The 13,968-nt window shown below is 60.6% G+C and carries 14 protein-coding genes; 8 read left to right on the plus strand and 6 right to left on the minus strand.

The window, feature by feature from the left end:
- Positions 1-7 precede the first annotated feature (7 nt).
- Genes AC19YY_RS06415 through AC19YY_RS06435 form a run of 5 tightly spaced genes read left to right on the plus strand, consistent with a single transcriptional unit; the run spans position 8 to position 5,989 of the window.
- Positions 8-793, plus strand: coding sequence for an NAD-dependent epimerase/dehydratase family protein (locus AC19YY_RS06415; RefSeq protein ID WP_169954055.1), 786 nt, complete (start codon positions 8-10; stop codon positions 791-793).
- Entirely contained in the window at positions 790-1,623 is an 834-nt protein-coding gene (locus tag AC19YY_RS06420; RefSeq protein ID WP_500603977.1) for a sugar phosphate isomerase/epimerase family protein, read from the plus strand. The genes AC19YY_RS06415 and AC19YY_RS06420 overlap by 4 nt, the downstream gene beginning before the upstream one ends.
- A gap of 2 nt (positions 1,624-1,625) precedes the next feature.
- Positions 1,626-1,982 (plus strand): SMR family transporter, encoded by a 357-nt coding sequence (locus AC19YY_RS06425; protein ID WP_057440644.1) that lies wholly within the window; start codon positions 1,626-1,628, stop codon positions 1,980-1,982.
- Between the two features lie 11 nt (positions 1,983-1,993).
- Positions 1,994-2,800 (plus strand): glycosyltransferase family 2 protein, encoded by an 807-nt coding sequence (locus AC19YY_RS06430; protein ID WP_169954053.1) that lies wholly within the window; start codon positions 1,994-1,996, stop codon positions 2,798-2,800.
- Positions 2,801-2,815: 15 nt separating this feature from the next.
- The gene (locus AC19YY_RS06435) at positions 2,816-5,989 is read left to right on the plus strand and encodes a hypothetical protein (protein ID WP_492633907.1); all 3,174 of its coding nucleotides are present in this window, start codon (positions 2,816-2,818) and stop codon (positions 5,987-5,989) included.
- A 78-nt stretch (positions 5,990-6,067) separates the two neighbouring features.
- On the opposite strand, the gene AC19YY_RS06440 is transcribed toward AC19YY_RS06435, so the two are convergent.
- The 6 genes from AC19YY_RS06440 to AC19YY_RS06465 are packed head-to-tail and all read right to left on the minus strand — an operon-like array spanning position 6,068 to position 11,754.
- Positions 6,068-7,000 carry a phosphatidate cytidylyltransferase gene (locus AC19YY_RS06440; protein WP_170042018.1) on the minus strand — a complete coding sequence of 311 codons (933 nt, stop codon included), beginning with the start codon at positions 6,998-7,000 and terminating at the stop codon, positions 6,068-6,070.
- Between the two features lies 1 nt (position 7,001).
- A complete protein-coding gene (locus AC19YY_RS06445) occupies positions 7,002-7,622 on the minus strand; it encodes a lysophospholipid acyltransferase family protein (protein ID WP_169954050.1) in 621 nt (206 codons plus the stop codon).
- A gap of 9 nt (positions 7,623-7,631) precedes the next feature.
- A complete protein-coding gene (locus AC19YY_RS06450; RefSeq protein ID WP_169954049.1) occupies positions 7,632-8,075 on the minus strand; it encodes a hypothetical protein in 444 nt (147 codons plus the stop codon).
- Positions 8,065-9,363 carry a phosphatase PAP2/dual specificity phosphatase family protein gene (locus AC19YY_RS06455; RefSeq protein ID WP_492633906.1) on the minus strand — a complete coding sequence of 433 codons (1,299 nt, stop codon included), beginning with the start codon at positions 9,361-9,363 and terminating at the stop codon, positions 8,065-8,067. Before AC19YY_RS06455 ends, AC19YY_RS06450 begins: the two co-directional genes overlap by 11 nt.
- Before the next feature lie 2 nt (positions 9,364-9,365).
- Positions 9,366-11,120: a bifunctional alpha/beta hydrolase/class I SAM-dependent methyltransferase gene (locus AC19YY_RS06460; RefSeq protein WP_500603978.1), complete on the minus strand. Its 1,755-nt coding sequence runs from the start codon at positions 11,118-11,120 to the stop codon at positions 9,366-9,368.
- A 10-nt stretch (positions 11,121-11,130) separates the two neighbouring features.
- Positions 11,131-11,754, minus strand: coding sequence for a CDP-alcohol phosphatidyltransferase family protein (locus AC19YY_RS06465; protein WP_500603979.1), 624 nt, complete (start codon positions 11,752-11,754; stop codon positions 11,131-11,133).
- Positions 11,755-11,968: 214 nt separating this feature from the next.
- Here AC19YY_RS06465 and bufA2 point away from each other — a divergent pair, with 214 nt between their 5' ends.
- The 3 genes from bufA2 (at position 11,969) to AC19YY_RS06480 (ending at position 13,904) form a co-directional block, all read left to right on the plus strand.
- The gene (gene bufA2, locus AC19YY_RS06470) at positions 11,969-12,223 is read left to right on the plus strand and encodes a BufA2 family periplasmic bufferin-type metallophore (RefSeq protein WP_169954045.1); all 255 of its coding nucleotides are present in this window, start codon (positions 11,969-11,971) and stop codon (positions 12,221-12,223) included.
- A gap of 62 nt (positions 12,224-12,285) precedes the next feature.
- Positions 12,286-13,131 (plus strand): MNIO family bufferin maturase, encoded by an 846-nt coding sequence (bufB, locus tag AC19YY_RS06475; RefSeq protein WP_172313820.1) that lies wholly within the window; start codon positions 12,286-12,288, stop codon positions 13,129-13,131.
- Positions 13,122-13,904, plus strand: coding sequence for an HvfC/BufC N-terminal domain-containing protein (locus tag AC19YY_RS06480; RefSeq protein WP_169954043.1), 783 nt, complete (start codon positions 13,122-13,124; stop codon positions 13,902-13,904). Before bufB ends, AC19YY_RS06480 begins: the two co-directional genes overlap by 10 nt.
- Positions 13,905-13,968 lie beyond the last annotated feature (64 nt).

Below are 13,968 nucleotides of genomic sequence, written 5' to 3' on the forward strand. Positions count from 1 at the left end.
GAAAAAGATGAATTCGCTTATTGGTTTCTCCGGGTTTGTCGGGGGCACGCTTCTTAAGCAGGCTTGCTTCGAGGACTTGTACCGGTCCACCAACATCGGTGAGATAGAAGGCAAATCCTTCGACCTCGTGGTCTGTGCCGGCGCCCCGGCGCAAAAATGGATTGCCAACCGCGAGCCTGAGGCGGACCGCCAGAAGATCGAAGCACTGATCGCCCATCTGAAAACCATCCAGTGCAAGACCTTCGTGCTGATCAGCACAGTGGATGTGTTCAAAAGCCCTATCGGCGTTGATGAAGACACCCCGGTCGATGAGTCCGGCCTGCATGCCTATGGCCTGCACCGTCGGCTGCTGGAAACCTTCGTTGAAAGTCATTTTCCGAATCACTTGATCGTTCGCCTGCCGGGGCTCGTCGGGCCTGGATTGCGTAAAAACGTGATTTTTGACTTCCTCAACGACAACAACCTGCAGGCGATCGATAGCCGGGGCGTGTTCCAGTTCTACCCGATGATCAACTTGTGGTACGACATCCAGACCGCACTCGAGGCGGGGCTCAAGCTGGTCCACCTGACTGCCCAGGCAGTGAGTGTCGCCGACATTTCGCAGAAGGGCTTCGGCAAGCCTTTCACCAATACCCTGGCCAATGCGGCTGCTACCTATGACATGCAGACCAAGCATGCGCAGCTGTTTGGCGGCACTGGGCGCTATCAGTACAGCGCTCGCGAAACCGTGCAGGCCGTACGGGCCTATGCGCAGTCGGAGCCGCTCAAGGCCGCATCGGGAGCACAGGCATGAGGCTGGCGATTTCCAATATCGCGTGGGAAACCACCGAGGACGAAGTCATCGCTGAACTGCTTGCGCGCTTTGCCGTGGATGCGATTGATATTGCACCGGGCAAATACTTCCCCGAGCCTGCCAAGGCCACGGACGCAGAGATTGCGCGGGTCAAGGACTGGTGGGCGCAACGTGGTATTGCATTGACCGGCATGCAGGCACTGTTGTTTGGCACGACGGGCCTGAATGTCTTCGGCTCCGTACAAAGCCAGGCGGCCTTGCTGCAACACCTCGCGGGCGTGTGCCGCATTGGCGCAGGCCTGGGTGCAACACGGATTGTATTTGGCTCGCCAAAGAACCGAGATCGCAGTGGTTTGACCGACCAGCAGGCGCAGGATGGCGCTGTGGCGTTCTTCCGGCAATTGGGCGATATCGCCCAGGCGAGCGGTGTGACGATCTGCCTGGAGCCCAACCCCACCTGCTACGGGGCGAACTTCATGACCAACAGTGCACAAACCGCAGTGGTGGTGCGGGCAATCGACCACCCGGCGATCCGCATGCAACTGGATACCGGGGCGCTTGCGATCAACGGTGAAGACCCATTCACCGTGCTTGAGGATTGTGCCGAGTTGATCGGGCATATCCACGCCAGTGAACCAGACTTGCTCCCGCTGGGTGACGGCGGTACTGACCATGGAAAAATGGCACGTGCCGTAGCCCACTACTTGCCCGGGCATGTGGTCACCATTGAGATGGTGGCGACCAAGACCGAAGCCCATGCGCAATCGATCGAGCGTGCGCTGCAGGTTGCCCGCCAGCATTACCGCGCCTGCGACGAGGTGACGGCATGAGCATCAAATGGATCATCTTGATCCTCGGTATTTTGTCGAACGCCTCCGCCAGCGTCCTGGTGAAGATGGCGATGATGCCCCCGCGCAAATTCCCTTCCTTGAGCGACCCGATGGCGGCACTCAGCAACTGGCCGTTCTGGGTCGGGCTGGTCCTGTATGGTGCTGCGTTCCTGCTTTATGCCGCAGCATTGGCCCGTTTGCCGCTGAACGTGGCACACCCGGTCCTGACGGCCGGGGCTATCGCGACGGTCGCCCTGTTTTCCCTGCTGTTTTTCCGTGAGTCCTTCCACTGGACCACGGGAGTCGGCATCGCCCTGGTTATTGCTGGCGTAGGGCTGATCACAGCTCGCGTCGTTTGATGGAAATTAAAATGACTTCTTCTGATATTGCTCCCGATGTACGTGCCGGCTGGCAGGTACCGTCCTATGACACGCCACTCTGGCTAGGTCGCCAGCACCCCTGGTGCGTGGTCATTCCGGTCATCAACGAAGGTGACCGGATCAAGAACCTGCTCGCCCGTATGGCGGCGTTCAACATCGCGGACATGGCCGACATCATCATCGTCGATGGTGGCAGTTCTGATGGCTCGCTCGAGTTGCAATCACTGCAACAGGTGGGTGTGCGCGGCCTGCTGGTCAAGACTGCCCCGGGCAAGTTGAGCGCGCAGTTGCGCTGCGCCTACGCCTTCGCCCTGGACCAGGGCTATGAAGGTATCGTGACCATCGATGGCAACGACAAGGATGACCCAGAGGCCATCCCGCGCTTTATCGAAGCGCTGCAGCAGGGTGTGGATTTTGTCCAGGCCTCGCGTTTTGTCCAGGGCGGTGTTGCCGAGAACACCCCCAAGTCCCGTGATTTTGCTATCCGTTTTATCCATGCGCCGATGCTGAGCCTGTTTTCCGGCTTCAAGTGGACAGATACCACCCAGGGCTTTCGTGCCTACAGCCGCAAGATGCTGATTGATCCGAAGATGGCGATCTTCCGTGATGTGTTCGATACCTACGAGCTGCTTGCCTACCTGTCGTATCGCGCGCCGAAACTGGGCTATCGCTGCGTAGAACTGGCGACCGTGCGCCGCTACCCCCAAGGTGAAGTACCTACCAAGATCAGTAGCGTAAAAGGCAATCTTTCGGTGCTGGCGGTATTGTTCCGAGCCTGTTTTGGCAAGTACAACTAAAGATCTGGTAGTGAAATGTTCAAGCATCTGGAAATGAATGAAAGGGTTTCTTCAGTGCTGGCGTGCGTGGTTATCACGGCGTTTGCACTGTTGTTATGTCTGGGTATCTCGACCGCACCCAAGTATGCCGACTTCATCGTGGGCTACATCAGTTGGACCGCAGATACCAAGTTTCAGGACCAGGTGGTTGCTCCAGTATTCATCGCCGTTCTTTTCTGTGCGTTGCTGTTTTTTACCTCCTTGATGGGGCGCCAGAAGAAACAATTCGGTAGCGACAGCGCACTGGTTTTATCCAACCAATGGTTGTGGTGGTCGCTCCCTGCGATTACCGCTATTGCATGCATGGTGCTTGGCACGGATTTCGAGCCGAAAGTCCTCTACTGCTCGGTGTTTGGTGTCTCGTTTATCGCTTTGGCAGCCACGGTTGGCGCGGTCAAAAAAATCAATGTGGACCCTCGGATATTCGGCCTGGGGGCGCTCGGTATCCTGTTGCTGGCGCTGGTACAGCTGGAGGTGGTGTTGGCGCTGGGCCGCGCGCCAGCTGCCTGGAGCGATGGGGTTGAGTTGTCCAGATACGCCAAGCCCACCTATGGGATAGCCATCGTCGGATGGATCCTGGGTATGGCATACATCGTGTGGAGCCCCAAGGGTTTTGCGCGAATTGCCCCATGGCTGTTGATGGCTGGTCAATTGGGTCTGTCGACCTTTTACCTGGCGCTGTATCCCGCTCGCATACAAGAGCCAGATGGCAGTATTTCCAAATACGAGACCACGGTCTGGTTGAAGATACTGGTTATCGGAATGCTGGTTTGGGGCGTGGTGGATGTACTGCGGCGTTTGCGTCGGTATACATCAACCAGCGACATTGCCACGCTGCTTTCGCCTATCGCGTTTTTCGGCTTGCTGGTGGGCTTGAAAATGGGCACGACCATTTTCCCCAACATCAGCGCCGACGATTATCACTTCGGTGAAAGCTTGTTGGGCTGGTGGTCCTATATGCAGGGGGCTATTCCCTATATTGACTACGTTCCTGCCCACGGCATCATCGGCGATGACCTGACCCAGTTCTTATCATTTGTGTTTTATGACGGTTCTGCCGGCAGCATTATTCATGTCGGTAATCTCAGCATCGCGCTGTTGTCTTTTGCCGCCTTCCTGTCGCTCTACTATTTTTCGCGCAGTATCGGGTTGGCGTTTGCCGCCATCTTCTTCCTGACGGCCAATATTATCTGGCTGTTTCTGATCCCGTTTCTCTGCCTGTGGTTGAGCCCGTCGTTGCGCCAGCGTCCCGAGCGCTGGCTGCTGGTCTGGATGATCACGGCGCCGCTGGTAGTCCTCGGAATCCCGCCACAAGGGCTGCTGCTTGCGGCGGCGTCTGGGGTGATGGCTGCTTATTACGCCTGGCACCTCTGGAAAGCTCCACGCCCCCGCAAGCTGAAGGGCATTCTGATTACAGGCGTAGTGCTACTGGTGTTGGCGGTGGTTACGCCCGCAGGGATCATGCTGTTGGGGGCTATCCGTTATGTCCTGGAAAATGGCCCTATCAACCAGGTTGCCTACGGCGTGCCATGGGCGTTGAGCTGGGAGGGCGCGCGCAAAGGCTTTGTGTTTGAAGCCTTGCGCATGTCCTGGATCGCTATTCCTCTGGCGTGCCTGATGTTGGTACATCGCTGGTTCCAGACACCCGAGCGTCGTCTCGACACCTTGCTGCCATTGCTGGTGGTGTTCCTCTTTGCGCTGTTGTTGATCCCTTATTCGATGGGACGCGTCGACCCAGGTGGTATGTCTCGTCCGGGGTTGGCGGCGAGTTTCGGCTGGGCGATCCTGTTGCCTGTCGCGTGTTGGGGCATGCTCAGTGCGCGCAATAAAGTGGTCATGGTTGTCCTGGCTGCGAGCATGAGCGCATCCCTGGGGTTCTCGCCGGTATCGATCAATAACCTGGTCAAATCCACTACGGCTGTTATCAGCACTCAAGGGTTGGGAATCAGTGATGGCGCCGCTGCAGGCCTGCCGAATATCGGCCGCTCCTTTGTACAGCCTTTTCACTGGGACAGGCTGACCCGTTTGTCGCGAGTATTGGCGGACAATGTTCCGGCTGGCGAAACCTATCTGGACCTGACTTCCCGCAACGCCCAGTACTTCTACCTGGGTTATCGGCCCCTGCTGCCGGTCACTGCGGCGTACAACATGGTGTCGCCATCCCAGCAGTTGCGGGCTATCGAGACCCTCAAACAAGACCTGCCGACCATCGCCTTGCTGGAAGGGATGAACATCATCCACGACGGCGGCGGCCTGGCGCTGCGTAATCCGTACCTGTATCGGTTCGTTGTCGATCACTACGACCCGGTCTATGTGGATGGCTTCATTCTCGGGCGTAAAAAGGGCAGCGCCTCGGCGCCAGTCACCAGTATCGAAATACCCCTGATGGACTTCACCGATGCGAACTGGAGCCACGGCATCAATCGCACTGTCGCAGCGCTCTATGTGTCCGATCCGGGTATGTTGGCGGCGTTGAAGGTGGGTGATCAGATTCAGGTCAACCAGAGCGAGATTCGCCGGATTCGCGAGATACGTGCCGCGGGTCAAAGCATATGGCTGGAGGGCCCGGCGTTGCAGGTTTCCGACGCTGACCCGATCAGCCACCCACGCTTGATCGAACCTCGTCCCGAAGCGATAGCCGAGTACCAGGCAGCCTTGCTGCAGCGCGCTTTTGCATCACCGGACCTGAAGAAAATCCCGGTTGCCTGGGGCCGTTCCCAAGTCTCCCTGAACAACAAGATGGCACTGATCAACAGTCTGGATGACGTAAAGCCGAGCCTCAATCAATTGGTGGCACAAGAAAGCAGCTACCGAGTGGATGGCGGTGATCCGTCGATGAGTTTCGATCTTGCGGCGTTGAATCTGTCTGGTCACGACGCTGGCCTGCTCAAGTTCGAGTTCCGCTGCTCCGGCCGCGCCGCCGAGCCGCGTATGCAGGTGTTCTGGTGGGGGGATGGGCAGCAGGGGCCGTTCGAGGCCTCCAGCGTTCGTTTCAATGCAGAGGACGGGACGTTGATCGTGCCACTGGATGCGTCACCGCGCTGGTTGACGTTGCAGCATGTGAAGGGCATCCGGATTGATCTGGACAATGCCGGCGCTTGCAGCAGTTTCAAGGTCGATAACCTGGGGCTCTACCAGCGACAGCACTGATGTAAGGTGCTCGCAACCCACAAGACCCGATGTCCCTGGCGGACATCGGGTTTTGTCGTTTCAGTACTGTGGGGTGCTTCAGGTCCACCAATACCGCACCAAATGAAAGAAAATCGGCGCCGCAAAACACACTGAATCCAACCGATCCAGCATCCCGCCGTGTCCTTCGATCATATGTCCCCAATCCTTCACGCCTCGGTCGCGCTTGATCGCCGACATCACAATCCCGCCGGCAAAGCCCAGCAGGTTGATCAGCAGTGCAATCAGGAAGGACTGCCAGGGGTTGAACGGGGTGGTCCACCAAAGCGCTGCGCCGATCAGGGAGGACAGCAGGATCCCGCCGACAAAGCCTTCGACGGTTTTCGACGGTGACAGGTTGGGCGCGATCTTGTGTTTGCCGAACAGTTTGCCGCACACGTACTGCAATACATCCGAGAGCTGCACCACGATCACCAGGTAGGCGATCAGCAGCAGGTTGCGGCCCTCGTAGCCGACGATATCGAGGGTCAGCAGCGCAGGCACGAAGGACACGCAGAACACCGCGATCATCAGCCCCCATTGCACTTTCGATGCGCGCTCCAGGAAGTGCGTGCTGTCGCCGCCCAGCGACGCCAGGATGGGCAGCAGCAGGAACACGTAGACCGGGATAAAGATCGAGAACAGGCCGTACCAGTCAAAGTAGATCAACAGGTATTGCAGGGGCAGCGCCAGGTAGAACGCGGCGACCAGTGCCGGGTAGTCGCTGCGGCGGGTGGGCGTGAGGGTGAGGAATTCGCGCAGGGCGTAGAACGATACGGCGTAGAACAGCAGGATCACCGCGCCGGTGCCGAGCCAGAAAGCGATGCCGATCACCACCACCATCACCCACCAGGCATTGATGCGGGCGTTGAGGTTGTCGATCACCGCGTTGGCTGTGCCACGGGTGCGCAGCTTGAGGATCAGGCCGATCAGCGAGGCGAGCACCAGGATCATGCCGATGCCGCCGAACAACATCAGGGTTTGGCTATCCATGTCAGGAATGCTCCGGGGCGAGGGCGAGCAGGGCGTCGCGGCTGCGGGCGAGAAACAGGGCCTTGTCTTCACCGTCCTGCAATTGCAGCGGTGCGCCGAAGCTGGTGGTGCACAGCAGCGGCAGCGGTAGCACCCGGCCCTTGGGCATCACACGGTTGAGGTTGGCGATCCACACCGGGATCAGTTGTGCCTGTGGGTAACTTTTTGCCAGGTGATACAGGCCGCTCTTGAAGGGCAACAGGCCATCTTCGAGGTTGCGCGTGCCTTCGGGGAAAATGATCAGCGAGTCGCCCTGTTCCAGGGCCTCGAGCATCGGTTGCAAGGGGTTATCCACAGGGTCTTTGCGCTCGCGGTCGATCAGCACGCCGTTGAACACCCGGTTGATGATGTAGCGGCGCAAGGCGCTCTTGTTCCAGTAGTCGGTGCCGGCCACCGGGCGCGTGGCTTTGCGCAGGTTCTGCGGCAGCGAGGCCCACAGCAGCACGAAGTCGCCGTGGCTGCTGTGGTTGGCAAAATAGATGCGCTGCACCGGTTCCGGGGCGCAGCCCAGCCACAGGCTGCGGGCACCGGTCACTGTGCGGGCCATGGAGGTAATCAGGGTCGCGACCACGGGTTCGAACATGAGGATTCCTTATCCGGCGAAGGGCAGCCACGGGCTGGCCAGGATGACGGCCAATGTCAGTAACACTTGCGCGCCCAGCAGGTAGGCCTGTTTGCGCAGCAATTTGAGGGCACCACGCCGACGTTCGGTCCAGGGGCGGCTGGGGCGATTGGCAGGTTGCAGGCTCAGGGCCTGCAGGGTCTGGTCCAGTTCGGCGGTACGTTCTATGTCCTTGGCCATCAGCGCAAACAGGTCGGCGTCGAAGGCCACCCGCAGCGCCCAGTACTTTTGCAGCAGCCCGAGGATAATCATCCACAGACTGAGCAGCAGGCAGATCGGCGTGATACTGACCATCAACAATTGCGCCAGGCCAAACAGCACCCCGAGCAAGGTCAGGCCTGTGGATAACTGATCCAGCGAACGGCCGCGGCGCAGCAGGCTGGCGACTACCTGAAGGTGCATGTCAGCGGGCATAAGGCAGTGCTCCCAAGGCTTGACGGTGATTGGCGTGCAGGACCACATCCGGTCGTGCTGTACGAATAATAGCCAGTGCCTCGTCTACCGTGCTCGCCCGCCCGCTGTGCAGCAGCCATGCCGCCACGGCGCTGGCACTGCGCGAGTAGCCGAGGGCGCAGCACACCAACAACGGCCCGTGTTCGCGCAAGCGCTCAATGGCTTGGGCCGCCTCCAGGCACTGTGCCGGTGTGGGGGCAGTCAGGTCGAGGACGGGCAGGGCATGGTAAGCGCGGCCTTGTGGATAAACAGGCAACTCGGCACACAGATCGACCACCGCATTGAATGAACTCAGCTGTGCTGGCGTCGGAATTCGCCCCAACCACACGTTATCCACAACCCGGTCAGGCTGTGGATGCTTGCGCGTCCACAGCCGCGAGTTGAGCCACGCCGCCGCGAGGTAAGGCGCATACAGCCAGCGTGCTGCCGGGCTGAGGCGGCCATCGGCGCGTTTCTGGAAGCCTGCGGCGCCCAGCAGCCAGTAGTTGAGCGCCACCAGCAACACCGCAACGGCAGGCCACAGCAGCCATAACCAGGCGCCGCCCCCGGTAAAGGCCGCTATCGCCAGCACCAGGGCGCCCACGGCGTAACGCACACCCAGGCGCCAGCGTTTCGGGTCTTTGGCCAGGCGCGCATGCGACAGCGGGCTTGGATGATCCACCGGCCAGAGCCACACGCACAGCCAGCCGGCCAGGGCGCCTGTGGGTAAGTCGATAAAGTGATGTTGGTACGTGGTCAGCACCGAAACACCAATCAAAGCGAACCAGCCATGCACCAGCCAGCGCCACAGGCCTTGGCTATGCCGCTGGTACATGACCCACAGGATCACCAGCAAAGCGATATGCAGCGACGGCGCCTGGTTGAACGGTTTGTCGAACCCCGCCAGCACTGCGAACAGCCAGCCGAACACGCCGTCCATTTCCGGGCGCTCAAAGGTGAACCGCAACGGCCAGAGCAGGAAGCAGCTCACGGCAATCACCTGGGCACTGAGCAGGCGCAGGGCATGTTGCTTGAGCTCGTGGCGACTGTTGGGCAGCAACAGGGAGAAGCCGTAGAGCAGGTCGATCGACCAGTAGGGCACGATGGTCCAGGCCCAGAACGGCATATGGGTTTCCCAGCCGAACACCAGGGTGCCGACATCGCTGCGCTGGCTGGTGACCCAGGTGGCAAAGCCGTAGGTGCTGAAAAACAGCGGCGCCAGAAGCAGCAGCCACAGCAACGCTGGTTTGAAGAGGCCCGGTTCGCGCATGGTCAGATCTTCTGCGCCAGCGACACGCTGAAGATGCCCCATTCATCCACACGCTGGGTGATCTTGCGAAAGCCTGCCGCTGCCACCAGTTGATCCATCTCTGCCTGGCTGCGACGGCGCATCACCCAGGCCTGGCCCTGGCGATGGCTGGTCAGGGCACGGGCGATCAGTTCCAGTTGCGGGTGCCACGGTTGGCCGGTGTACACCAGGTAGCCCCCGGGCTCCACGGCTTCGGCCAGGCCGGCGAGGGAACCCCCGACCATGGCGTTATCGGCAAACAGCTCATACAGCCCGGACACCACCGCCAGCGTCGGCTTGGGCGCCAGCGCTGCGAGGTCGGCCCGGTCGAAGGCATCGCCTTTGACGAATTGCGCAATATCCCCCAGGCCTTTCTCGCGAATCAGCGCGCCACCGTCGCGCACGTTGATATCGCTGTAGTCGCGCAACAGGATCGATTCCGGCAGTGGAGAAACGCCCTGCAAGGCTTCCAGAATGTACCTACCGTGCCCAGCGGCGATGTCGACGATGCGCACTTCGCGCCCGTCGTCGCGCAGCTTGGCCATGGCCAGGCGCAGCAACTCTTCAACGTGCAGTTTGCGCTGGCGGATCCCGCGCCAGCCGATGGAGTTCAGGTAGTTGGTGTCGATCATCCGCCCCAGCGCGCCTTTGCCGGTGGGGGTGTTGCGGTACACGTAGTCCAGGGTGCTGCCCGAGTCGAAACCGGTGTCGAAGCCCAGCTTCACCCCCTCGGACAACTTGCGGCCCAGGCCCATGCTGGCGCGGGTCATGCGCCAGTACAGGTCACGCAGGGAGTTGCGCGGCAGCGGCGCGGCGAGGGATTCGGATTCGGCGCAGGTCGCGCCGATCTTGTCGGCGTCCAGCAGGCTGGCGCGGTCCAGCGGGTGGGCAAAGTTTTGCAGGATAAAACGCCTGGCGCTGGCCAACGCCACGGCGCGATCCCGTTCGCCGAGGGTGTCGTGGAAAAAGCCGGGCAGGATGTGCAGTTCCTTTTTCAGGCTGCCAAGGCGCTCGAAGAACTGTTGCTGGGGTTTGCGATGCACCACGAAGTCCGAGCCGGAGATCAACAGCTGGGTCGGCACCTGGATCGCCTGGGCATCGGCGACCACGCGGTCGGCCGCTTCGTACAGGCCCAGCAGCACATTCACCGAGATCGCCTTGGTGATCAGTGGGTCAGTGTCGTAGGACGCAACGCGCTCTGGGTCATGGCTGAGGAACTTGGCCTTGACGTAGCTGTTGACGAAAAAGTTGCCACGAAAGCGCCGCATCAACCCCAGGCCCGGGCGGGCGAAGGGCACGTAGAGCTTGACCTTGAACGCCGGGGAGGCGAGCACCAGGGCGCGGATGTTCGGCGCGTAGTCGTGGACCCAGGTGGCGGCGATCACCGCGCCGACGCTCTGGGCGATGACCGCGAGGTTTTCTGCCTCGATGCCATAGGTGGCGCCGATATGGTCGCAGAACGTCTGCACATCCCGCGCGCTGGTGGCAAAGCTCGGGCTGTCGCCCCGCTCGCCGGGGGACTGGCCGTGGCCACGGGCGTCCCAGGCGAAGAAATCGAAATGCGGCAGGTCCAGTTCATCCACCAGGTGCGCAATGCGCCCCGAATGCTCGTGGCCTCGATGGAACAGCAGGATCGCCTGGCGTGGCTCAGGCCCGGTGGCACTGGTCGCGGGCCAATGCCGATAAAAAAGCGCTACGCCGTCGTGGGTGCTGAAGGTGTGCTGTTGCTGTTCGCGCATCGCAAGATCCTCATGCCGTCGGAGGGGTGTCGGGTTGTTCTTTGAGGCCCTGGCGTACACGGTTGACCAGGGTGTAGGCGAGCAAGGCCGCCACCAGCCACATCACCCCGTCGACCCAGCCGGCACCGAGCCAGCCCAGGGCCACGCCAGTGGCCAGTACGCCGAGGACGAACGCCCGATCACTCTTGCCCATGGGCCCGTCATAGCGTCGCGATGCGCCGACCATCGGCCCGAGCACACCGGCGTACTCGCTGAACACCGCCAGCAGTGTCACCAGCAACACCGGCGCCAGGCCGACCCCGGGGATCAGCGCAAACGGCAGGATCAGCGCGCTGTCGGCGATCACATCGCACAGTTCATTGAGGTAGGCGCCCAGGCGTGACTGTTGGCCGAATTCCCGGGCGAGCATGCCGTCGATGGCATTGAGGGCCATGCGCAGGATCATCCACAGCGGGATCAATACGAACACCCAGGCGTGCTGGGCGAAACCGGCGATCAGCAGGCCCACCAGCAGCGACACGATGCCCGCCAGCATGGTGATCTGGTTGGCGGTGGTGCCGTTGTCATACAGGCGCTGCACCAGGGGCCGCAGCAGGTTCTGAAAGCGCGGTTTGAGCTGATAGATCGAAATCATGAGAGTGACGCTTCCTTGTCCGTGATCCCGCGAAAAAGCTGCTGCGAGTGTGACGATAAATCGCGGTGCGCACTAGTGATGGCTCCTACAAGGATTCAGGAAACCAGGAAAATTTTCACAGCGCTGTAACGCCCCTCCGGCATCTCACTCTAGTGCTGTGTCGGGACTGAACAAACCGTTTAGCCGACCCCCTAGACCCATGAGGAATACCACAATGAACTTCAAGAACGCTGTTTCCGGTGCTGCCCTGGCCATCGCTGCCGCCACGCTGTTTGCCGGTGTCGCGACCCAGGCACAAGCCGCCGATGAAGCGAATGTGCACTGCTATGGCGTGACCTCCTGCAAAGGCATGAACGATTGCAAGACCGCTGAAAACGCCTGTAAAGGCCAGGCTGTCTGCAAGGGCCATGGTTTCAAGGCCATGACCAAGGCTGCTTGTGATGCAGCTGGCGGCAAAGTCGGCGAATAACCGCGAATACGTGATCCCGCAGCGGTGTGCACGTCGCTGCGGACACTTTCCAGGAGTTCGTCATGTCGGCATCGGTTCCTTGCCTGGGCTACGGCCTGGGACTACGCAGCACTTACTATCAGCAGATTATCGAGCAGTCGCCGGCGGTGGACTGGTTCGAAATCGTCTCCGAGAATTATCTGGTCCAGGGCGGCAAAGCCCTGTACTACCTGGACGCCATCGCCGAGCGCTATCCGCTGGTGATGCATGGCGTGTCCCTGTCCATCGGCGGGCCCCATGCCCTCGATAGGGACTACCTCACGCAACTCAAGCAATTGGCCGACCGGGTCAAGCCGGCGTGGGTGTCCGATCACCTGTGTTGGAGCCGGGGCAACGCCCATCAGTTGCATGACTTGTTGCCGCTGCCCTACACCGAAGAAAGCCTCTACCACGTTGCTACCCGCGTGCGGCAGGTGCAGGAGGTGCTGCAGCGGCCGCTGGTGCTGGAAAATGTCTCCAGCTATGTGCGCTCAAAGGCCGATGAGTTTACCGAGTGGGAGTTTCTAAGCGCCTTGAGCCACCTCAGTGGTTGCGAGCTGCTGTTGGACGTGAATAACGTGTATGTCAGCTCGCGCAATCATGGCTTCGATGCCTGGACCTTTATCCGCAACCTGCCGCCGCACAGCATCCGCCAACTGCATTTGGCCGGGCATATGGACTACGGCGACTACGTGGTCGATACCCATGACCACCCGGTATGCGATCCGGTGTGGCAGCTGTTTCAACAGACCCTGGAACACCTGGGGCCGGTGGCGACGTTGTTGGAGCGCGATGACCATTTCCCGCCGTTTGCCGAGTTGCTCGACGAACTGGGCAAGGCCCGTGAGCTGGGGGCTGGCGCCCTGGCCCGGAGATCGCTATGCGCTTGATCGATTGGCAACTGGCATTTGAACGGCATCTATTGGCAGACACCGACGCCAGCGGCTTTGCCAGCACCTTGATCGGTGGCCCGACCCTGGATGTCGACACGGGCCTGGCGATCTATCACCACGCCTATCGGGCCCGTTTACTGGAAGTGATGCAGGGGGATTTCCCGGCTGTGTGGCACTGGCTGGGGGATGAGGAGTTTGCCGGGCTGGTTGCGGCCTATGTGCAGCGATATCCATCGGCGCATTTCAGCTTGCGCTGGTTGGGGCAACGGTTTGCAGGCTTTATCGGCGAGCATCTGGTCGCCGAACAAAGCGCGCCGCTGGCAGAGCTGGCGTGCCTGGAATGGGCCTTTACCTTGGCGTTTGATGCGTCCCCCGGCCAACCCCTGAGCCTGCACGACATGGCGCAACTGGCGCCTGAAGATTGGCCGGTGTTGCAGGTCGAGTGGGTGCCGGCGGTACAGCAAGTGTTGTGTCGCTTCAACAGCCTGGAGATCTGGCGCGGGGTCAAGGCACAGGCGACGTTTCCCGGCAGCCAGCCGTTGTCGTTGGCCCAGGTGTGCCTGATCTGGCGTGACCAGCAGGTGTGCCGCTTCCGTAGCCTGGAGCCCGCCGAGGCTTATGCCCTGGCCGGGATGGCCGACGGCGGTTGGAGTTTTTCAGAACTGTGCGCCGAATTGGCAGTCACTTATCAAGAGGGCGCGCCGCTACAAGCTGTCACGTGGTTGAAACAGTGGGTTGAGGACGGTTTGCTGCAACGTCGGGCACCATAGAAGGCGGCTATTGAATCGATAGCCAGCTACTTTTTCGTGGATGGTCTACCCTCATTCCAGACGT

The sequence above is a fragment of the Pseudomonas sp. MF09156 genome (genome assembly GCF_059862305.1).

Coding starts and splice junctions, on each gene's coding strand:
- AC19YY_RS06415 (WP_169954055.1), top strand. CDS start 8: ATGAATTCGCTTATTGGTTTCTCCGGGTTTGTCGGGGGCACGCTTCTT.
- AC19YY_RS06420 (WP_500603977.1), top strand. CDS start 790: ATGAGGCTGGCGATTTCCAATATCGCGTGGGAAACCACCGAGGACGAA.
- AC19YY_RS06430 (WP_169954053.1), top strand. CDS start 1,994: ATGACTTCTTCTGATATTGCTCCCGATGTACGTGCCGGCTGGCAGGTA.
- AC19YY_RS06435 (WP_492633907.1), top strand. CDS start 2,816: ATGTTCAAGCATCTGGAAATGAATGAAAGGGTTTCTTCAGTGCTGGCG.
- AC19YY_RS06440 (WP_170042018.1), bottom strand. CDS start 7,000: ATGGATAGCCAAACCCTGATGTTGTTCGGCGGCATCGGCATGATCCTG.
- AC19YY_RS06445 (WP_169954050.1), bottom strand. CDS start 7,622: ATGTTCGAACCCGTGGTCGCGACCCTGATTACCTCCATGGCCCGCACA.
- AC19YY_RS06450 (WP_169954049.1), bottom strand. CDS start 8,075: ATGCCCGCTGACATGCACCTTCAGGTAGTCGCCAGCCTGCTGCGCCGC.
- AC19YY_RS06455 (WP_492633906.1), bottom strand. CDS start 9,363: ATGCGCGAACCGGGCCTCTTCAAACCAGCGTTGCTGTGGCTGCTGCTT.
- AC19YY_RS06460 (WP_500603978.1), bottom strand. CDS start 11,120: ATGCGCGAACAGCAACAGCACACCTTCAGCACCCACGACGGCGTAGCG.
- AC19YY_RS06465 (WP_500603979.1), bottom strand. CDS start 11,754: ATGATTTCGATCTATCAGCTCAAACCGCGCTTTCAGAACCTGCTGCGG.
- bufA2 (WP_169954045.1), top strand. CDS start 11,969: ATGAACTTCAAGAACGCTGTTTCCGGTGCTGCCCTGGCCATCGCTGCC.
- bufB (WP_172313820.1), top strand. CDS start 12,286: ATGTCGGCATCGGTTCCTTGCCTGGGCTACGGCCTGGGACTACGCAGC.
- AC19YY_RS06480 (WP_169954043.1), top strand. CDS start 13,122: ATGCGCTTGATCGATTGGCAACTGGCATTTGAACGGCATCTATTGGCA.